The sequence below is a fragment of the Stenotrophomonas sp. YJH_SMC_79 genome (assembly GCF_059367995.1).
Genome location: NZ_JCAFRK010000001.1, coordinates 1,225,895 through 1,245,071 on the forward strand (window position 1 = coordinate 1,225,895; position 19,177 = coordinate 1,245,071).

19 protein-coding genes are annotated in these 19,177 nt (G+C 67.7%); 15 read left to right on the forward strand and 4 right to left on the reverse strand.

Annotated features, from left to right (window positions below; genetic code table 11):
* Positions 1–59: 59 nt before the first annotated feature.
* The 5 genes from AC5P57_RS06115 (at position 60) to AC5P57_RS06135 (ending at position 6,208) form a co-directional block, all read left to right on the forward strand.
* The gene (locus tag AC5P57_RS06115; protein WP_262235682.1) at positions 60–3,170 is read left to right on the forward strand and encodes a response regulator; all 3,111 of its coding nucleotides are present in this window, start codon (positions 60–62) and stop codon (positions 3,168–3,170) included.
* Positions 3,167–3,991, forward strand: a complete 825-nt coding sequence (locus AC5P57_RS06120; protein ID WP_262235683.1) for a CheR family methyltransferase — start codon at positions 3,167–3,169, stop codon at positions 3,989–3,991. Before AC5P57_RS06115 ends, AC5P57_RS06120 begins: the two co-directional genes overlap by 4 nt.
* Entirely contained in the window at positions 3,991–4,566 is a 576-nt protein-coding gene (locus AC5P57_RS06125; protein ID WP_099552860.1) for a chemotaxis protein CheB, read from the forward strand. The genes AC5P57_RS06120 and AC5P57_RS06125 overlap by 1 nt, the downstream gene beginning before the upstream one ends.
* Positions 4,563–5,696, forward strand: a complete 1,134-nt coding sequence (locus tag AC5P57_RS06130; protein ID WP_142807829.1) for a hybrid sensor histidine kinase/response regulator — start codon at positions 4,563–4,565, stop codon at positions 5,694–5,696. Before AC5P57_RS06125 ends, AC5P57_RS06130 begins: the two co-directional genes overlap by 4 nt.
* Positions 5,697–5,779: 83 nt before the next feature.
* The gene (locus AC5P57_RS06135; protein ID WP_142807830.1) at positions 5,780–6,208 is read left to right on the forward strand and encodes a BLUF domain-containing protein; all 429 of its coding nucleotides are present in this window, start codon (positions 5,780–5,782) and stop codon (positions 6,206–6,208) included.
* A gap of 15 nt (positions 6,209–6,223) precedes the next feature.
* Here AC5P57_RS06135 and AC5P57_RS06140 read toward each other — a convergent pair whose 3' ends face one another.
* Positions 6,224–6,544, reverse strand: a complete 321-nt coding sequence (locus tag AC5P57_RS06140; protein WP_262235686.1) for an ArsR/SmtB family transcription factor — start codon at positions 6,542–6,544, stop codon at positions 6,224–6,226.
* Positions 6,545–6,630: 86 nt separating this feature from the next.
* Here AC5P57_RS06140 and AC5P57_RS06145 point away from each other — a divergent pair, with 86 nt between their 5' ends.
* The 3 genes from AC5P57_RS06145 to AC5P57_RS06155 all read left to right on the forward strand — a co-directional run bounded on the left by AC5P57_RS06145 (position 6,631) and on the right by AC5P57_RS06155 (position 8,599).
* Positions 6,631–7,068 (forward strand): YeeE/YedE family protein, encoded by a 438-nt coding sequence (locus tag AC5P57_RS06145; RefSeq protein WP_099552856.1) that lies wholly within the window; start codon positions 6,631–6,633, stop codon positions 7,066–7,068.
* A complete protein-coding gene (locus tag AC5P57_RS06150; protein ID WP_262235688.1) occupies positions 7,065–7,478 on the forward strand; it encodes a DUF6691 family protein in 414 nt (137 codons plus the stop codon). The genes AC5P57_RS06145 and AC5P57_RS06150 overlap by 4 nt, the downstream gene beginning before the upstream one ends.
* Positions 7,479–7,546: 68 nt before the next feature.
* Positions 7,547–8,599, forward strand: coding sequence for a linear amide C-N hydrolase (locus tag AC5P57_RS06155; RefSeq protein WP_262235689.1), 1,053 nt, complete (start codon positions 7,547–7,549; stop codon positions 8,597–8,599).
* On the opposite strand, the gene AC5P57_RS06160 is transcribed toward AC5P57_RS06155, so the two are convergent.
* The gene (locus AC5P57_RS06160; protein ID WP_262235690.1) at positions 8,596–9,375 is read right to left on the reverse strand and encodes a DUF6491 family protein; all 780 of its coding nucleotides are present in this window, start codon (positions 9,373–9,375) and stop codon (positions 8,596–8,598) included. The two genes, AC5P57_RS06155 and AC5P57_RS06160, sit on opposite strands and share 4 nt — an antisense overlap.
* 81 nt (positions 9,376–9,456) lie before the next feature.
* On the opposite strand from AC5P57_RS06160, the gene AC5P57_RS06165 reads away from it, so the two are divergent.
* Positions 9,457–10,155 carry a helix-turn-helix domain-containing protein gene (locus AC5P57_RS06165; protein WP_262235691.1) on the forward strand — a complete coding sequence of 233 codons (699 nt, stop codon included), beginning with the start codon at positions 9,457–9,459 and terminating at the stop codon, positions 10,153–10,155.
* Positions 10,156–10,266: 111 nt separating this feature from the next.
* Positions 10,267–11,217, forward strand: coding sequence for a DMT family transporter (locus tag AC5P57_RS06170; protein ID WP_099552851.1), 951 nt, complete (start codon positions 10,267–10,269; stop codon positions 11,215–11,217).
* Positions 11,218–11,226: 9 nt separating this feature from the next.
* Here the strand turns inward: AC5P57_RS06170 and AC5P57_RS06175 are convergent, their stop codons facing one another.
* On the reverse strand, positions 11,227–11,544 hold the full coding sequence (locus AC5P57_RS06175; protein ID WP_164145908.1) for a hypothetical protein: 318 nt from the start codon (positions 11,542–11,544) through the stop codon (positions 11,227–11,229).
* Positions 11,545–11,571: 27 nt separating this feature from the next.
* Here AC5P57_RS06175 and thrA point away from each other — a divergent pair, with 27 nt between their 5' ends.
* Genes thrA through thrC form a run of 3 tightly spaced genes read left to right on the forward strand, consistent with a single transcriptional unit; the run spans position 11,572 to position 16,303 of the window.
* The gene (gene thrA / locus AC5P57_RS06180) at positions 11,572–14,076 is read left to right on the forward strand and encodes a bifunctional aspartate kinase/homoserine dehydrogenase I (RefSeq protein ID WP_262235693.1); all 2,505 of its coding nucleotides are present in this window, start codon (positions 11,572–11,574) and stop codon (positions 14,074–14,076) included.
* Positions 14,073–14,987 (forward strand): homoserine kinase, encoded by a 915-nt coding sequence (locus AC5P57_RS06185; RefSeq protein ID WP_495219506.1) that lies wholly within the window; start codon positions 14,073–14,075, stop codon positions 14,985–14,987. Before thrA ends, AC5P57_RS06185 begins: the two co-directional genes overlap by 4 nt.
* Positions 14,988–15,016: 29 nt before the next feature.
* Positions 15,017–16,303 carry a threonine synthase gene (thrC, locus tag AC5P57_RS06190; RefSeq protein WP_495219507.1) on the forward strand — a complete coding sequence of 429 codons (1,287 nt, stop codon included), beginning with the start codon at positions 15,017–15,019 and terminating at the stop codon, positions 16,301–16,303.
* A 132-nt stretch (positions 16,304–16,435) separates the two neighbouring features.
* Here thrC and AC5P57_RS06195 read toward each other — a convergent pair whose 3' ends face one another.
* Positions 16,436–17,188, reverse strand: a complete 753-nt coding sequence (locus tag AC5P57_RS06195; protein WP_099552847.1) for a Crp/Fnr family transcriptional regulator — start codon at positions 17,186–17,188, stop codon at positions 16,436–16,438.
* 126 nt (positions 17,189–17,314) lie between these two features.
* Between AC5P57_RS06195 and hisS the strand changes: the two genes are divergently transcribed.
* Positions 17,315–18,712, forward strand: a complete 1,398-nt coding sequence (hisS, locus tag AC5P57_RS06200) for a histidine--tRNA ligase (RefSeq protein WP_495219508.1) — start codon at positions 17,315–17,317, stop codon at positions 18,710–18,712.
* On the forward strand, positions 18,712–19,005 hold the full coding sequence (locus tag AC5P57_RS06205) for a hypothetical protein (protein WP_262235699.1): 294 nt from the start codon (positions 18,712–18,714) through the stop codon (positions 19,003–19,005). The genes hisS and AC5P57_RS06205 overlap by 1 nt, the downstream gene beginning before the upstream one ends.
* Positions 19,006–19,177 lie beyond the last annotated feature (172 nt).

Consider the following 19,177-nt stretch of genomic DNA (forward strand, 5'->3'; position numbering starts at 1 on the left):
GCGGCTGAATACGACACGGAGTACCATCACCGACCCTTTGTCTTTTGGAACCGACCTGCATGCGTCCTGGTGCGACCACGCGTGACCGCTGGATCTGGATGACTTCCGCCGTGCTGCTGGCGGCAACCATCGCCCTGGAACTGGTGGTTCCACTGGGCTATGCCGTGTGGCTGGCCTATTTCCTGGCCGTGGGCGTCACGGTGTTCCAGCGCAGCGCACGCGCGCCGTTCATCGTGGCCGTGCTCGCCTGCGTCCTGCTGGTCATCGGGTTCAACATCGCCCCGGCCAGCTCCAATTCGGCGTTCTCGGTCGTCAACCGAAGCATCGGCGGTGGTGCGTTCCTGATGATCGCGCTGATCGTTTCCCGTGCGATCCAGGCACGCCGGGATGCAATGCGGGCGTTGTGGCTGCAGGAGGCCGAGAACGCGGTGGCGATGAGCCTGCGCGGCGACCTCGGTCCGGAGCAGATTGCCGAGGCGGCAGCCACCAGCCTGGGCGCGCAACTGGGAGCCGACGTCGGCGCCGTATACCGGCTGGACGGAGGGCGGTTGCAGCTGACCGGTGGCCTGGCGTTGCCGTCCGGCATGCCGGCGTCGCTGGCGTTGCAGGAGGGCGTGGCCGGGCAGGTGGCGCGGGACGAGCACATCCGCCACCTGCAGGGGGGCGACGACGCTGTACTTGAACTGCAGACCAGCCTGGGGCGGCTGCCGGTGCGCGAGCGCATCCTGGCGCCGATCAGCAGTGATGGCACCGTGGTCGGCATCATCGAGCTGGGACGCGCCCGGAGGGGTGGGCAGCGCGATCTGGATCGCGAGCTGCTGGAGCGCTGCGCCGAGACGATCGGCATGGCGCTGCGGGCCTCGCTGCTGCGCGCGCAGCTGGTCGTGCTGCTGGAAGAGTCGCAGCGCCAGGGCGAGGAGCTCCAGGCGCAGCAGGAAGAGCTGCGCGTGGCCAACGAGGAGCTGGAAGAGCAGAGCCGAAGCCTGCTGCAGTCGCAAAGCCATCTGGAAGAACAGCAGGCCGAACTGGAACAGAGCAACGTCCAGCTGGAAGAGCGCACCCACGAGCTGGAGGCGCAGAAGCAGGCGCTGCTGGTCGCACAGTCACAGCTGGTGCGCAACAGCAACGAGCTGGCGGCTACGTCGCGCTACAAGTCCGAATTCCTGGCCAACATGTCGCACGAGCTGCGCACGCCGCTGAACAGTTCGCTGATCCTGGCCAAGCTGCTGGCCGACAACAAGGACGGCACGCTCACCGGAGAGCAGGTGAAGTATGCGCGTGCGATCCTGTCGTCCAACAATGACCTGCTGGCGCTGATCAACGACATCCTCGACCTGTCCCGCATCGAGGCCGGCCACGTCGAGCTGGCCGACGAAGTGGTGGTGGTGGACAGCGTGCTGCAGCGCCTGCGCGAGACGTTCGAGCCGATGGCGCGGCAGAAGGGCCTGTCCCTGCAGATCGAGGCCGACGCATTGGCGCCAAGCCAGGTGATGGCCGACAGCCAGCGCCTGCAGCAGATCCTGAAGAATCTGCTGGCCAACGCCCTGAAGTTCACTGAGCACGGCAGGGTCGGCCTGCAGGTACGCGCGGGTGGCAATGGCCGCGTCCGGTTCGAGGTCAGCGACAGTGGCATCGGCATCGCGCGGGAGCAGCTGCAGGTCATCTTCGAGGCGTTCCGCCAGGCCGATGGCAGTACCCGCCGTCGCTATGGCGGCACCGGCCTGGGCCTGTCGATCTCGCGGGACCTGGCCGAGCGCATGGGTGGCAGCATCCAGGTCGACAGCGAACCGGGCCGAGGCAGCTGCTTCATCCTGGAACTGCCGCTGCAGGGCGCCCCGGTATCGGTGCCCGGCGACACCCTCGTTGCCGCATCTCCGTCGCCGCAGCCTGCGGTAGCGGTGGTCGATGCACGCAGCACGACCGCACCTGTGGTTGCGCCAACATCGGTGTCTGGCGCCGCCAGCGTGGCCGATGATCGTGGCCGCCGCCAGCGTGCCGGCCGCCTGATCCTGGCGGTGGAGGACGACGCCACCTTTGCCGAAGCCCTGGTGGCACTGGCCCATGAGCTGGACTTCGACTGCGTGGTGGCCGGTACGGCCGAAGAGGCGCTGGCTCTGGCCAGCGAACTGCGACCGAACGGCATCCTGCTGGATATCGGCCTGCCGGATGTGTCCGGCCTGAGCGTGCTGGAACGCCTGAAGCGCAACCCCGATACCCGCCACATTCCGGTGCACGTGGTCTCGGCGATGGACCGAAGCCAGGTCGCGCGCGAACTCGGTGCGATTGGTTTTGCGATCAAGCCGACCACGCGCGAACGCCTGGTGTCGGCCATCGAGCAGCTGGAGCAGACCAGCCAGCGCGATATGCGGCGCCTGCTGATCGTCGAGGACGACAACGAGCTGCGCCACAACCTGGAACTGCTGCTGGGTCGCGAGCAGTTGCAGATTGTCGCGGTGGGTACCCTGGCCGGTGCGCTGGAGCAGCTCAGCACGGTCACCTTCGACTGCATGGTGATGGACCTGTCGCTGCCCGACGGCAGCGGCTACGACCTGCTCGAGCACATGGCCGGCAACGACGATGTCGGCTTCCCGCCGGTGATCGTCTACACCGGCCGCGCGCTCAGCCGCGAGGAAGAACAGCGCCTGCGCCGCTACTCGAAGAGCATCATCATCAAGGGCGCGCGTTCGCCCGAACGCCTGCTCGACGAAGTGACCCTGTTCCTGCACAGCGTGGAGGCCAGCCTGCCGAGTGACCAGCAGCGCCTGCTGCGTGAAGCACGCCGCCGCGACACCGTGCTCGATGGCCGTACCGTGCTGCTGGCCGAAGACGATGTGCGCAACATCTTCGCGTTGTCCAGTGTGCTCGAGCCGCTGGGGGTGACGCTGGAGATCGCACGCAACGGCCAGGAAGCGGTGGACCGGCTGGCCGAGCGTGAGGTTGACCTGGTGCTGATGGACATCATGATGCCGGAGAAGGACGGGCTGGCCGCGATGCGCGAGATCCGCGCGCAGCGACACCTGCAGGACCTGCCGATCATCGCGCTGACCGCCAAGGCCATGCCGGACGATCGCGAGCGCTGCCTGCAGGCCGGCGCCAACGATTACATCGCCAAACCAATCGACGTCGACAAGCTGGTCTCGTTGTGCCGGGTCTGGTGCTCGCGGCAATGAACGAACAGGCCCTGTTCGACCTGGAGCTGAAGGTCCTGCTCGAGGCGCTTTACCAGCGCTACCACTATGATTTCCGCAGCTACGCGGTATCGTCGCTGCGCCGGCGCATGCGCCAGGCCATGCAGCGTTACGAATGTGAGCGCCTGTCTGACCTGCAGCACCGTCTGCTGCACGAGCCGGAACTGTTTGCCCAGGCCATGCAGTTCTTTACCGTGCAGGTCTCGGAAATGTTCCGTGACCCGGCCTATTTCCGTGAGCTGCGCGAGCAGGTGGTACCGGTACTGCGCACCTATCCCTCGGTGAAGCTGTGGGTCGCCGGCTGCAGCACCGGTGAAGAAGTGTGGTCGCTGGCGATCCTGCTGCACGAGGAAGGCCTGCTCGAGCGCAGCATCGTCTACGCCACCGACATCAACCCGTCGGCGTTGGCCACGGCCGAGGCGGGCGCCTATGGCATCGACCGGATGGCCCAGTTCAGCCGCAACTACCTGGCCGCCGGTGGCACCGCGTCGTTGTCCGACTACTACGCCACCGCCTATGACGGCGCGGTGTTCGATCGCCAGCTGCGCCGCAACGTGGTGTTCGCCGATCACAGCCTGGCCACCGATACCGTGTTCTCCGAAGTGCACCTGGTGTCGTGCCGCAACGTGCTGATCTATTTCAACCGCGACCTGCAGGACCGCGCCGTCGGCCTGTTCCGCGAGGCGCTGGTGCACCGTGGCTTCCTCGGCCTGGGCAGCAAGGAGTCGCTGCAGTTCGGGTGTCACCATGATGCCTTCGAGGTCTGTTCGCGCGAGCACCGCCTGTACCGGAAGGTGGCCTGATGGTGGTGCCGGCGCGTCCCGCGCTGCTGGTGATCGGTGCGTCGGCGGGTGGGGTCGCGGCGCTGCAGGCCGTGCTGGGTGCGTTGCCAGCGGGGCTGTCAGCGCCGGTGCTCGCCGTGCTGCACCTGCCGCGTGACCGCACCAGCCGCATCGCCGAGGTGCTGGCGCCGTACTGCGCGTTGCCGGTGCGCGAGGCCGAGGACAAGCAGCCACTGCAGCCCGGTACGGTGACGTTCGCGCCACCGGACTACCACCTGCTGGTGGAAGACACCGGGTCGCTGGCGTTGTCTGTGGATGCGCCGGTTCTGTTCTCGCGGCCGGCCATCGACCCGTTGTTTGAATCCGCCGCCGCGGTGTTCGGTCGGCAGTTGCTTGCACTGCTGCTGACCGGTGCCAGCAGCGATGGCAGCGAAGGTGTCGCCGCGGTGCGTGCTGCCGGTGGCCGCGCCTGGCTGCAATGTCCCGAGGAAGCCGAAGCGTCGATGATGCCGGCTTCTGCCCTGCAGTACGCCGGAGCCGATGCCGTGCTGCCTCTTGAAATGATGTGTCGCCGCCTGAAGGAGTTGTTTGCATGAACCTGCTGCCACCGGACCCTGCGAACTCGCAGACCCCGGTCAACCTGCTGATCGTCGACGACGTGCCGCAGAACCTGGTAGCCATGCAGGCATTGCTGCAGCGCGAAGGGGTCAACCTGCTGCTGGCTGCCTCGGGTGCGCAGGCACTGGAGCTGCTGCTGGAGCACGAAGTGGCGCTGGCCCTGCTCGACGTGCACATGCCGGAGATCGATGGCTTCACCCTGGCCGAGTTGATGCGTGGTTCGCATCGCAGCCGCGACGTGCCGATCATCTTCCTGACCGCCTCGCCTGACGATCCGCTGCGCGTCTTCAAGGGCTACGAAAGCGGCGCGGTGGATTTCCTGCACAAGCCGGTGGCGCCACAGGTGATCCTGAGCAAGGTCAATGTCTTCATCGAGCTGTACCAGCAGCGGCAGTTGCTGAAGGCGCGCAACGAGGCACTGGAGCGCGCGCTGAAGCTCAACGAGACGATGGCGGCGGTGCTGACCCACGATCTGCGCACGCCGCTGTCGGCGATCCTGCTGTGCACCGACAAGCTGGCGCTGGAGCTTCCGGAAGGCAACGCAGGCGCGCAGCAGACCCTTCAGTACCTGGAAGCCAGCACCCTGCGGATGGCGCGGATGGTCGAGCAGCTGCTGGATTTCTCGCGGATCCGCAGCGGTGGCCTGAGGCTGGAGGCAGGTGCCTGCGATCTGGCCGACGTGACCCGCGCGGTAGTAGCCGAAGCGGGCAGCGCGCATGGGATGGACCGGATCCGCCTGGACACGCAGGGAGACACGCGGCTGCAGGGCGATCTGGATCGCCTTGGCCAGGTCGCCGCCAACCTGGTCGGCAACGCGCTGACCCATGGCAGCGAGGCGAGGGTGGAGGTGGATGGGCGCGACCCGCGCAGCGTGCTGCTGCGGGTCAGCAACGCCGGCCGGATCGATGACGCGCTGCTGCCGCGACTGTTCGAACCCTTCAAGGCCAGCTTCCACCAAAGCAAGGGCCTGGGCCTTGGCCTGTACATCGTCGATCAGTTCGTCCGCGCGCACGGCGGTCGCATCGCGGCCCGCAACGAAGCGGGCCAGGTGGTGTTCGAGGCAGTGTTGCCACGGCGCTGGGACGCAGCGGTCATGGCGGCAACCTGAACTCTTCAGCCAATGTCCCGGCGAACTGAGACGGGCTCTTCCGCAACTGCTACCGTGGGTGCACATCCTGTCAAGGAAGCATCATGCCATTGCGTGCCATCGCCTACGTCAGCCGGGCGCTGCCGGACCTTTCCGCCGAGCGCCTGCATCGGCTGGTCGAGGACGCGGCACGTTTCAACAAGCTGGCAGGGGTGACCGGCGTGCTGCTGCATGACGACGAGCGTTTCCTGCAGTACATCGAGGGCCCACCGGACGGCATCGATTCGGTCTACGAGCGCATCCTGCAGGCAGGAAGCCACATCGACATCATCGAACTGGGACGCGGCCGCCTGGGCCAGCGCCAGTTTCCCTATTGGGCGATGCGTTCGCTGCCGGTCGACGCGGCGATGCTGCGCCAGCTTTCTTCCAGTGACTGGTCCGGGTTCACCCGGACCCTGCAGGGCGACCGCTCGGCACCGACGCCGGTGGACCTGCTCGATCAGGTGGTGCAGCCGGCGCTGCACGCTGGCTGAAGGTCTGCGCCGGATTCAGCGCGAAGTACCACCGCAGTAGGCTGCATGCAGCGCCTGCAGCACGCCCAGCGCCGGCCCTTCAACGACCCGGTAGTGGATCGCCTGTGCTGCGCGCCGGGTCGCCACGGTATCCAGTCCGCGCAGTACTGCCAGGTGCTGTGACAACGCCGATGCGCTCAGGCCGGTCAGTGCCTGCAGTTCCGGGACCGGTGCCTCACCTTCGACCAGGCGGCACAGCACCCGCAGCCGGGCCGGGTGGGCCAGGCTTTTGAGCAGCGTGGCGGCCTGCGAAGCGTGTTCGGCCATCGCGGCGCTGTCGAGCTGGGTCCGGGCCATGGTTGACCAATTTGTTTAGGATGATCTAATTTAGAATAATCTAAATAAACGGGCAGTTCCATGCACGGCAGCGAAGAGGGCGGGGCATGAACGTGCCATGGAGTGCGGTGGCCGGTGGTGCGTTGATCGGCGCTGCTGCGGTGCTGTTGCTCGCCACCCTCGGGCGCGTGGCAGGCATCAGCGGTATCGCTGCGGGCAGCCTGCGCGCAGCCAAGGGCGAGCGTGGCTGGCGCTGGGCCTTCCTGGCCGGCCTGCTCGCATCGGCGGGGTTGGTGTTGTGGTGGCAATCGGTGCCCGGGGCGTCGCCACGCGCGCTGCTGCGTGACGTGTTGCCGGCGTGGCAGCTGATCGGTGCCGGCCTGCTGGTCGGCTTCGGTACGCGGCTGGGCAATGGCTGTACCAGCGGTCACGGCGTCTGCGGCATGGCCCGCGGTTCGAAGCGATCGCTGACGGCCGTGCTGGTGTTCATGGCATGCGCGATGCTGACCACCTACCTGGTCCGTCATGGCGGAGGCCTGGCATGAGCCGCGTAGTCTGGGCCGCCGGCGCGGCGGGCGCATTGTTTGGCATGGGGTTGGCGCTTTCGGGAATGACCGACGCGCGCCGTGTCCTCGGCTTCCTCGACATCACCGGTGACTTCGATCCCACGCTGATGTGGGTGCTGGGCTCGGCGCTGCTGGTCAGTGCGGTCGGGCAGCGATGGGTGATGCGGCGCGTGCGGCCGTGGTTTTCGCTCCACTTCCAGCTTCCTGCTGCCCGCAGTGTCGATACTCGTCTGCTGCTGGGTGCCGCGCTGTTCGGCATCGGCTGGGGCTGGGCGGGCTATTGCCCGGGCCCGGCCATCGCCGGGCTGGCAGTAGCGTCGCGCGAGGCCCTGTGGTTCGTGCCGGCGATGCTTGCAGGATTCTGGCTGCACGACCGCTTCGTCCGTTGAGGCTTCACCCCTGTGTCACCCGGCTTGGGGTCCTATCCCTGGATCACGGGGAAAAGGAGTGCAACGACATGGCACGGATGAAGTGGATGGGAAGGGGCATGCTGGCGGTCGCGCTGGCCGCATCCGTGGCACCGGCACTGGCCTGCACCCGCGCGGTGTACCTGGGCGACAACGGTGATGTGATCACCGCGCGCTCGATGGACTGGAAGGTCGATGTGGCGACCAACCTCTACGTGCTGCCGCGCGGCATCGCGCGCACCGGCCAGGCCGGGCCGAAGTCGCTGGCCTGGACGGCACGCTACGGTTCGGTGGTGGCCACCGGCTACGACGTATCGACCACCGATGGCATGAACGAAAAGGGCCTGGTGGCCAACCTGCTGTGGCTGGTCGAGTCTGAGTATCCGCAGCAGCGTGGCAACAAGCCGGGCCTGGCGATTTCGCTGTGGGCACAGTACGTGCTGGACAACTTCGCTACGGTGGAGGAGGCAGTGGCAGCGCTGAAGCGGGAGCCGTACTCCATCGTCACCGACAAGGTGCCCGGCGAGGATCGGCAGGCGACACTGCATCTGTCGTTGTCCGATGCCAGCGGCGACAGCGCCATCGTCGAGTACATCGGCGGTCGCCAGGTGATCCACCATGACCGGCGCTACCAGGTAATGACCAACTCGCCGATCTTCGAGCAGCAGCTGGCGCTCAACAGCTACTGGCAGCAGATCGGCGGCACGGTGATGCTGCCCGGCACCAACCGATCCGCGGACCGTTTCGCGCGCGCCTCGTTCTACATCAACGCCATTCCCAAGGCGGAAGACCCGGTGGTGGCGCTGGCCAGTGTGTTCAGCGTGATCCGCAACACTTCGGTGCCGTATGGCATCACCACGCCGGGCGAACCGAACATTTCATCCACGCGCTGGCGCACCGTGGCTGACCACAAGCGGCGCCTGTACTTCTTCGAATCGGCGCTGACCCCGAACACGTTCTGGGTCGACCTGAACAAGGTTGATTTCGCCGGCAAGGTGCTCAAGCTCGACCTCGGCAAGGACCAGCGCAATACCTTCGCCGGCGATGCGCTGAGCCAGTTCGTGCCCAGCGCGCCGTTCACCTTCCTCGGCGTCGACGGTTAGTTCGACGCCTGGCTGGAGGCCGGGTAGACGGCCTGGATCGTGCAGCTGCCGCGGGTGTACTGCGGCAGCGGCGCTATTCCGTCATGGCGCAGGTCGCCTGCTTCGAACCCGGCGGTCGTGATCCGGTCGCCGGGATTGCCGCAGATCAGGCCATTCTGCAGGCCGGAGTGGAAGCTGAGCTGTGGCGCACGATCGAGCTGGCGACAATGGCTGCCGAGTTCCACGCGATAGTAACGATGGCCGCCATTGCGGTGCGGATTGGTCTCCACCAGCATGCCCTGCGGGTCGGACGACCAGGCGCGCACGTTGCGGGTCGCGAAGCAGTACGAGGGCGAGCCGCCGAAGCTGCGGCGCACCTCCCTGCGTTCACGGATGGTCATGGCGGGGAGGGTGGCCGTGCGCAGGCGGTCGCTGTCGCGGGCGACGCTGGCGTAGTCACGATCCTGCAGCGGGGTGACCGCGCTGATGGCGCATCGGCGGCCGTCGACCACGACGCGTTCGCTGGGGCGGCCGCAGGCCCAGCCGGAGGGGGCTTCCAGTTTCAGCGAGGTGGCACCGCGGACGCCGGGACAATCTTCGTTGAAGTCGATCCGATAGGCCTGGCCGGAGGCGGCACGCAGTGCGATCGAGCGTAGTGATGCCTGCTCCACTTCCTGTACGCCGACAGCGTCCATGCAGTGCGGAGCCGGGGGCGTTCGCTCCTGTGCGGAGGCCGAAGCGGCGAGCATCAGGCTGAGGCTGGTGGCGAACACCAGGGAGACCTGCTGATGGGTCATGTCCTGCACTCCCTGCGTTGGATGACGGATCGACTATAGCAGCGGTTTGCACGGCCGTTGTTACACGCGCACACTGCCCGGATGGGCGCGATCTTCCATCTGCGGCACTACGGACAGGCCACTGGCCTGGACCGCCATGACTACGCGCAGTGGGTGCTGCCGCTGCAGGGTGAGCTGCAGTTCGAGATGGAAGGGCGCGGCGGTCGGCTGGACCTGCTGCAGGGGGCGTTCGTTGCCGCCGGCGAAGCGCATGACCAGATGGCTGATGGTCCCAATGGTTTCGTGATCGTTGACTGTCCTCCGGGCGTACTCGATGACGGCACGCAGGAGCATCTGTGCCGCCAACGCTGGCTTTACCTGCCATTGGCGCTGCGCCAGCGTCTTGCCAGTGTGCAGGCAGGGCAGCCGATGCCGGCGCTGCTGCCGCAGTTGCTGCAGGTATTTGCACCTGCTGGCAGTGGCGCGCGCATGCAGGGCCTGTGTGCGGCGGTCCAGGCCGACCCCGGGCAGGCGTGGCCGGTGGCGCGCATGGCTGCGTTCGTCGGGGTCAGCGAGAGCCGGTTGCACGCGCTGTTCCAGCAGGAGTTCGGGCTCAGTCCGCAGGCCTGGCTCAGTGCGTGCCGCCTGCGCTGGGCCAAGCATCAGCTGCGTGCCAGCACCGCGCCGATCAGCGAAATCGCACTGTGTGCAGGCTACTCCGAGCAGAGCGCATTGACCCGCGCGCTGCGTCGCGAGTGTGGCCAGACCCCGGCCGCGTGGCGCAGGGGCACCGGACTGTAGCCTCGAGCCATGCTCGACTCTACAAACGCGACGGGGCAGTAGCCTCGGTCAAGAACGACCCACCGGTCACCGCGTACACTGCGCGACCTCTTCTCCCCCCGAAGATCCCGAATGCGCAACAACCCGATGGCCCTGGGCATCGCCAATGGCGTGGCCGCTGGCGCGCTGTGGGGCGTGGTTTTCCTCGCGCCCGCCGTGCTGCAGTCGTTCAACGCCCTGCAACTGTCGGCCGGCCGCTATCTGGTCTACGGCCTGATCGCCGTGGCCCTGCTGCTGCCGCGCTGGAAGCGGCTGGCACCGCGGCTGGGCCGCGCCGAATGGATCGGCCTGCTGTGGCTGAGCCTGGCCGGGAACCTGGTGTATTTCCTGCTGCTGGCGACGGCGGTGCAGTGGGCCGGTGGGGCGGCGGCGTCCTTGATTGTCGGCTTGATTCCGGTGGTGGTCACCCTGGTTGGCGTGCGCGAGCAGGGCGCTGTACCACTGAAGCAGCTGCTGCCGGCACTCGGCCTGTGCGTGCTGGGCGTAGCACTGGTTGGCTGGGAAGCACTGATGTCCGAGCATCTGGCAACCCCGTGGCGGCAGCGCCTGATCGGCCTGCTGTGCGCGTTCGGCGCGCTGTTCTCGTGGGCGTTGTACTCGATCGGCAACAGCCGCTGGCTGGCACGCCGACCGGATCTGTCCAGCCACGACTGGTCGCTGCTCACCGGCGTTACGACTGGCGGCCTGGCCCTGCTGCTGGTGCCGATGGCCTTCATCGGCCACGCCGGCGGGCACACGGCGGCGCAGTGGAGTGGTTTCTGGGCGATCAGCGCCGGTGTGGCGGTGGTGGCCTCGATCCTCGGCAACGCATTCTGGAACCGCGCCAGCCGCCTGCTGCCGCTGACCCTGACCGGCCAGATGATCGTGTTCGAGACGCTGTTCGCGCTGGCGTATGCCTTCGCCTGGCAGCAGCGCTGGCCCTCGCTGCTGGAAGCACTGGCGATCGTGTTCCTGGTGGCCGGCGTGATGCTGTGCGCGCATGCCCACCGCACGCCGCGGGCGATCGCCGAACATGCCGGCTGAATGCGCGCGTCAAGCGTGCTGATGCCGCCTTGGTCTCAGATGCAACCAAATGCCGGCACGTTGACCGATGATCGCGGCAATGGTTTTTTGCATCGCAGCACTTGACAGCGGACCGGCGCACAGTGTTTTCTGTGCGTCATGGTTCTTGATGCCGCCCACGCCAGCCTGATCGCCCCCGCCACTGCGGGTCGTTCGACTGCGCCGGTCGCCACCACCACCATTACCACCACCGTCACCACTGCCCTGGTGCGGCCCGTCGTCTTCGTGTAACTCCCGAAAACCACGGCCCCGCACCATACAGGTGGCGGGGAAACTCGACACCTGCATGCGACGGGGCCTCCTACCGAGGTCTGCATGTCTTCCCACGCCCCCGCTCATCCCGTTGCCCCGGCCGACCTGGCTGCACCGTCCACTGTCGTGCACAAGTTCGGCGGTACCTCGGTGGCCGATGCCGAACGCTACCGCCATGTTGCCGGCCTGCTGCTGGCCCGTCCCGAATCGCTGCAGGTCACTGTCGTCTCGGCGATGAAGGGCGTCACCGACGCCTTGATTGAACTGGCGCAGCTGGCGGCCAAGGGCGACGAGCGTTGGCGCGAGGCCTGGCATGCGCTGCGCGCGCGCCATCGTGGCGCTGCCGTGGCCCTGCTGGGCGAGCAGGTGGGCGAGACCGTGGAGTGGATCGACGCCCGCTTCGAGCAGCTGGCCGAAGTGCTGGCGGCGCTGGTGGTGATCGGTGAGCTGCCGCGCGAGGTCCTGGATCGTGTGCAGGGGCTGGGCGAAGTGTTCTCCGCGCAGCTGCTTGGCACCCACCTGCGTGCATTGGGCGAAGTCTGTGCGGTGCTCGATGCGCGTGATGTCCTGGTGGTCGGGCACGGTGAACTCGGCGTGGATGTCGACTGGGAAACCAGTGCCGACCGCCTGGCCAAGTGGCGCCTGCAGCACCCGCAATCGCGCCTGGTTGCCACCGGGTTCGTCGCGCGTGATCGCGATGACCGCATCACCACGCTCGGCCGCAACGGCAGCGACTACTCCGGCGCGATCTTCGCCGCGCTGTTCAACGCCGATGAGCTGCACATCTGGACCGACGTCGACGGCGTGCTGTCGGCCGACCCGCGGCTGGTGCCCGAAGCGGTGCAGCTGGAATCGCTGAGCTACGACGAGGCCTGCGAACTGGCTTACTTCGGCGCCAAGGTGGTGCACCCGCAGACGATGTCGCCGGCGATCCGCCTGGGCCTGCCGATCTTCATCCGCAACACGTTCCAACCGGCGCATCCGGGTACGCGTATCAGTGCCGAGCGCTCGCCGCGTGGGCCGGTGAAGGGCCTGACCCTGAGCCCAGGGCTGGCCCTGCTGAACCTGGAAGGCACCGGTCTGATCGGTGTACCCGGTACCGCCGAACGCGTGTTCGCGGCGCTGCGCCAGGCGCAGGTGTCGGTGGTGATGATCTCGCAGGGGTCGTCGGAGCATTCGATCTGCTGCGTGGTGCGTGCTGCCGAAGCGGCGCGTGGCCGTGAGGCGCTGCTGCATGCGTTCGCGCATGAACTGTCGGTCGGGCAGGTGCAGCGCGTGCAGGTCAGTGAGGGCGTCAGCGTCCTGGCGGCGGTCGGTGACGGCATGGCCGGGCAGCCGGGTGTGGCCGCGCGCCTGTTCGAGGCACTGGGGCGTGCGCAGGTGAACATCCTGGCGATCGCGCAGGGCTCGTCGGAGCGCAATATCTCGGTGGCGGTGGACAGTACCGATGCCACCCGCGCATTGCGTGCCGCACATGCCGGTTTCTGGCTGTCGCCGCAGACGTTTGCAGTGGGCGTGATCGGGCCGGGCAATGTCGGCGCGGCACTGCTGGACCAGCTGCTGGCGGCGCGGCCGCAGCTGCTGGCCAAGGCCAATGTCGACCTGCGCCTGCGTGCGCTGGCTTCGCGCTCGCGCATGCGGCTGGAAGTGGACGGTCTGCACGCCGATTGGCGGGAGGCACTGCAGGAAGCGGGCGAATCCAGCGACCTGGATCGCTTCACCGAACATCTGCTGGCCGCGCACCTGCCGCATGCGGTGGTGATCGACTGCAGCGGCAGCGCCGACGTGGCCGAGCGCTATGAGGGCTGGCTGGCCGCCGGCATCCACGTAGTCACCCCGAACAAACAGGCCGGTGCCGGGCCGCTGCCGCGTTACCAGCGCATCCGTGCTGCTGCGGCCGCCAGTGGTGCGCGCTTCCGTTACGAGGCCACGGTGGGCGCGGGCCTGCCGGTGATCACCACGCTGCGTGATCTGGTGGATACGGGCGACGAGGTGCTGGCGATCGAAGGCATCTTCTCCGGCACGCTGGCCTGGCTGTTCAACCGCTTCGACGGCAGCCAGCCGTTCTCTTCGCTGGTCGCGCAGGCGCGTTCGATGGGTTACACCGAGCCGGACCCGCGCGATGACCTGTCCGGCGTGGACGTGGCACGCAAGCTTGTGATCCTGGCCCGCGAGGCCGGCCATGCGCTCAGTCTGGAGCAGGTGCAGGTGGAAAGCCTGGTGCCGGCACTGCTGCGCGAGGGCAGCGTGGAGGACTTCATGGCGCGATTGGGTGAGTCCGATGCCAGCCTGCTGCAGCGGCTGCACGATGCGCGGGCGCACGGGGCCGTGCTGCGCTATGTGGCGCGGCTTGGCGCCGATGGTGCTTCGGTGGGTCTGCAGGAGCTGCCGGCCGATCACGCCTTCGCCAACCTGCGGCTGACCGACAACGTGGTGCAGTTCCGTACCCGCCGCTACTGCGACAACCCGTTGGTGGTGCAGGGGCCGGGCGCCGGCCCGGAAGTGACCGCGGCCGGTGTGTTCGCCGACCTGCTGCGGGTGGCCGCCGGTGAAGGAGCGCGCCTGTGATCGCACGTGCGTTTGCGCCTGCGTCGGTGGCCAACGTGGCGGTGGGCTTCGACATCCTCGGCCATGCCATTGCCGGTGTTGGCGATAGCGTGAGCGTGCGCCGCATCGAGGAACCGGTGGTGCGCATCGAGGCGATCCGTGGCAGTGCGGTCGAGCTGCCGTTGGATGCGGCCGGGAACACCGCGGGCGCTGCGCTGATGTCGCTGCGCGAAGGCCTCGGCCTGGAGTTCGGCTTTGAGGTCGAGATCGACAAAGGCATTCCGTTCGGCTCCGGCATGGGTGGCTCTGCAGCGTCATGCGTCGCGGCGCTGGTGGCCGCCAACGCGCTGCTGGATGTGCCGCTGTCGCGCGAGGCGCTTTACCCGTTCGCGCTGGATGGCGAAGCAGTGGCCAGCGGTGGCCGCCACGGTGACAACGTGGGGCCACTGTTGCTGGGCGGTCTTGCGTTGTGCACGGCCGATCGCCTGCTGCCGATCCCGGTGCCCGCGACCTGGCACAGCCTGCTGGTGCATCCGCATGCGGTGCTGGAAACACGTCGCGCGCGCCAGGCGCTGCAGGGCAGCTATGCATTGGGTGAGTTCGTGGCGCAGAGCGCGAACCTGGCGCTGGTACTCAGTGGCTGCCATCGCAGTGATGCGGCAGTGGTGCGGGCGGGACTGCGCGATGTGCTGGTGGAACCACGACGGGCCGGCCTGATCGCGGGTTTCGTGGCAGCCCGCGATGCGGCACTGTCGGCGAATGCGATGGGCGCAGGCATCTCCGGTGCCGGTCCCAGCGTGTTCGCCTGGTTCGAGGATGCCGACCAGGCCCACGCTGCCGTGGCGCCGGTGCGGGCCGCCTTTGCGGGTGCCGGCTTTGACAGCGATGCCTGGGTCTCGCCGCTGGACGCGCCGGGAGCCCGGCTGTGCTGAATCCTTCCCCTTTACTGGATACCCAACCCATGCAATTTGTTTCGACCCGCGGCCAGTCTCCGGCCGTTGGCCTCAGTGCGGCCATCGCCGCAGGACTGGCGCCCGATGGAGGGCTGTATGTGCCCGAGGTGCTGCCGGCGCCGCGTGAGCTGCAGGCCGGTGCGACGCTGGCCGATACCGCCACCGACCTGCTGGCTCCGTTCTTTGCCGGCGACGCGCTGGAGTCTGTGTTGCCGTCGATCTGCGGTGACGCGTTCGATTTCCCCGTGCCGCTGCGCCCGCTCGGCGATGGCGACCATGTGCTGGAGCTGTTCCATGGGCCGACGGCCGCATTCAAGGATATCGGTGCGCGCTTCCTTGCCGGTGCGCTGTCGCGGCTGCAGGCTGGCCAGGGTCGCGACCTGACGATCGTCGTCGCCACCTCCGGCGATACCGGTGCCGCGGTGGCGGCGGCGTTCCATCGCCAGCCCGGCGTGCGCGTGGTGGTGCTGTATCCGGATGGCCGCGTGTCACCGCGCCAGGCACACCAGCTCGGCTGCTTCGGCGACAACATCCAGGCGCTGCGCGTGGCAGGTGCATTCGACGACTGCCAGGCCATGGTCAAGCAGGCGCTGGCCGACCGTGACCTGCAGGCGCAGGTGCCGCTGAGCTCGGCCAACAGCATCAGCCTGGGCCGCCTGCTGCCGCAGATGAGCTACTACGCGCATGCGGCACTGACCCATCATGCTGAAACCCGCCGCCGGCTCAACCTGGTGGTGCCGACCGGCAACCTCGGCAACGCAATGGCTGCGGTGCTGGCGCGTGCGCTGGGTGTGCCGATCGGGCAGATTGTGCTGGCGACCAATGCACACGCCGTGTTGCCGGCCTACTTCAATGGCGCTGATTACCAACCGCAGGCCAGCGTGGCCACCGTGGCCAATGCCATGGACGTGGGTGCGCCGAGCAACTTCGAGCGCCTGCACTGGCTCTACCAGGGCGATGACGCAGAGCTGCGTGCAGCCTTCCGCGCGTTCGCGGTGGATGACGTGACCATCCGCGCGACGATTGCGGCGGCGCACGCCAGCAATGGTGAGCTGTTCTGCCCGCATACGGCGACAGCGGTGAAGGTGCTGCAGGACCTGCGTGCGCGCGGCGCCAAGGGCGACTGGGCGGTGGTGGCTACGGCGCATCCGGCCAAGTTCGAAGCTGTAGTCGAGCCGTTGATTGGTGGCGTGGTCACGGTGCCCCCGGCGTTGGACGCGCTGTTGCAGCGGCCTGCGCACGCGGAGCCGTTGGCGGCCGATTACGCGGCGTTGCGCGAGGTGTTGTTGCGCTGATCGGGGATGTCTGGGGTTGCCGGCCAGCGGCCGGCACTACCGGATGGAGACAACCTGGGTTGGGCACGACCAGATGGATGCAGCACGGGTAGTGCCGGCCGCTGGCCGGCAACCCAACCAACCGCGATGCGGTCAGATCAACCCTTCGCCGGCCAGCATGCGCAGCCCGTCCTCGTCGAGGATCTCCACTACGTTCAGGTGGGGCAGGGCAATCAGCCCCTGCTGGCGCAGCTTGGTGAAGGTGCGGCTGACCGTTTCCATGGTCAGGCCCAGATGATCGGCGATGTCGCCACGACCCATCGGCAGCGACACGCGCAGGCCGTCGCCGCCCAGCTTGGCCTCGCGTGCGGCCAGGCGCAGCAGGAAATCGGCCAGCTTCTCGGCCGGCTGCAGGCGAGCCAGGGCCAGCGCGGCGTCCTGTGCGGCATCCAGCTCCTGGCAGGCGCGCTGCAGCAGCTTGCGCTCCAGGTGCGGGAAGCGGCTGCGCAGTGCCTTCATCTGCGGCAATGCGACGCGGCAGACGCGGCTGTCGGCGATGGCCTCGATGTCGTAGCGATGGTGGTCGCTGCCGCTCAGGCCCAGGTAGTCGCCGGGCAGCACGAAGCCGTTGATCTGGCGGCGGCCGTCAGCCAAGGTGCGCACCAGGCGCAGTGCGCCGCCGGTCAATGTATAGACATGGTCGCGCTCTTCGCCGGTGCGGGCCAGCGTGCTGCCCATGCTGACCTGCTGCGAGACGGTGACCTGCTCCAGCGCCTGCACTTCATCGGGCGACAGCGCCGAGCACACCGCAAGGTGGCGAACCGAGCAGTGCAGGCAGTCCAGCGTGGTGCAGGACGGCGAGGCGGGATCGTTGGTGGCGGGCGGAGCGCCGGAAGGCCGTGACATGTTGCGGGGGCGTATCGCGGGCGGGGAGGGCCTTATGATACTTCAAGCGGCCGTTCGACCCTGCCCGAGGCGGGGGCGCTAGAATGTCGCCCCCTCCCACGTCCCGTTCCAGCAGGAGTTCCGCCCGTGATCAAGCCCCGTACCCCGCCCGGCACCCTTGAACTGCTGCCGCGCGAGCAGATTGCGTTCCAGCGCATGCTGGACGTCATCCGCCGCAACTACGAGCGCTTCGGGTTCCTGCCAGTGGAGACGCCGGTGTTCGAGCTGTCCGACGTGTTGCTGACCAAGTCCGGCGGTGAGACCGAGCGCCAGGTGTATTTCGTGCAGTCCACCGGTGCGCTGGCCAACGCCGCCGAATCGGGTGACCGTTCGCTGCCGGAAATGGCGCTGCGCTTCGACCTGACTGTGCCGCTGGCGCGCTACGTGGCCGAGCACGAACACGAACTGACCTTCCCGTTCCGCCGTTACCAGATGCAGCGCGTCTACCGCGGCGAGCGCGCCCAGCGCGGGCGCTTCCGCGAGTTCTACCAGTGCGACATCGACGTGATTGGCAAGGACAGCCTGAGCGTGCGATACGACGCCGAAGTGCTGGCGGTCATCCACGCCGTGTTCTCGGAACTGCGCATTGGTGACTTCAGCATCCAGCTGAACAACCGCAAGCTGATGCGCGGTTTCTTCGAAAGCCTGGGCGTGGCCGAGGGCGAGCGCCAGCTGGCCGTTCTGCGCGAAGTAGACAAGCTGGACAAGCGCGGTGCTGACTACGTGCGCGAGACGCTGGTGGGCGAGGGCTTCGACATCCCGGCCGGGCAGGTCGAGAAGATCCTGGCATTCGTGGCCGTGCGTTCGCAGGGCCATGCCGATGCGCTGGCGCAGCTGGCCACGCTTGAAGCCGATGCCGGTTCTTCGGAGATCCTGCGTACCGGTATTGCTGAACTGCGCGGAGTGCTGCAGCTGGTGCAGGCGCTGGGCGTGCCGGAAACCGCGTACTGCCTGAACTTCTCCATTGCGCGCGGCCTGGACTATTACACCGGCACCGTCTACGAGACCACGCTGACCGACCACCCGCAGATCGGCTCGATCTGCTCGGGCGGCCGCTACGAAGACCTGGCCAGCCACTACAGCAAGTCGAAGCTGCCGGGCGTGGGCATCTCCATCGGCCTGTCGCGCCTGTTCTGGCAGTTGCGCGAGGCGGGCCTGATCGACGGTATCGAAGCCAGCAGCGTGCAGGCGCTGGTGGCGCTGATGGACGAGCAGGGCATGCCGCAGTCGCTGGACATCGCCCGTCGACTGCGCGCCGGCGGCATCAACACCGAAGTGCAGATGGAGCCGAAGAAGATCGGCAAGCAGTTCCAGTACGCTGCCAAGGCCGGGATCCGCTTCGTGGTGCTGGCGGGTGAGGACGAACTGGCGCGCGGCGTGGTGGCGGTGAAGGACCTGCTGCGCGAGCAGCAGTTCGAGGTCTCCCGCGATGAGCTGGCCAGCACCCTGCAGGTGGAGCTGGAGCAGTCCAAGGCAATGGCGTGATGCGGGCCGCCGCAGGGGCGCTGTGCGTGCTCCTGCTGGCGGGCTGCCAGAGCGACCCGGCGCTGCACAGTGCACGGATAGGGCCGGCACAGTACCGGCTGCAGGTCGATCGCTGCCACGTGATCGACCGCGCGCAGCTGGAGGGCGACCTGCAGGCCTTGGCCTCGCGCGCGTGTCCGACGGGCGCAGGGGCGTTGCAGAACATCCAGTCCCTGCCGAGCCGGCAGGGCAGCCTGTTCGGCGAATGCCTGCGGCGCGGGGCGCTGCAGGCCGAGGTGCGCTGCGCGCCCTGAGTCGGGCCAGGTTGTTGATTTGAAAGCAGAACGCCCGCCCTTTGGTGGGCGTTCTGCGTTTACGGGCGAAGCGCAGTCGCGCATGGCTCGAATCTACAGAAGCCGGTTTCGATCCTACCCACGCCGCTCTGACAGATCGCGGCCAACTGTCGAAGGCGGGGAGGGCCCGGTG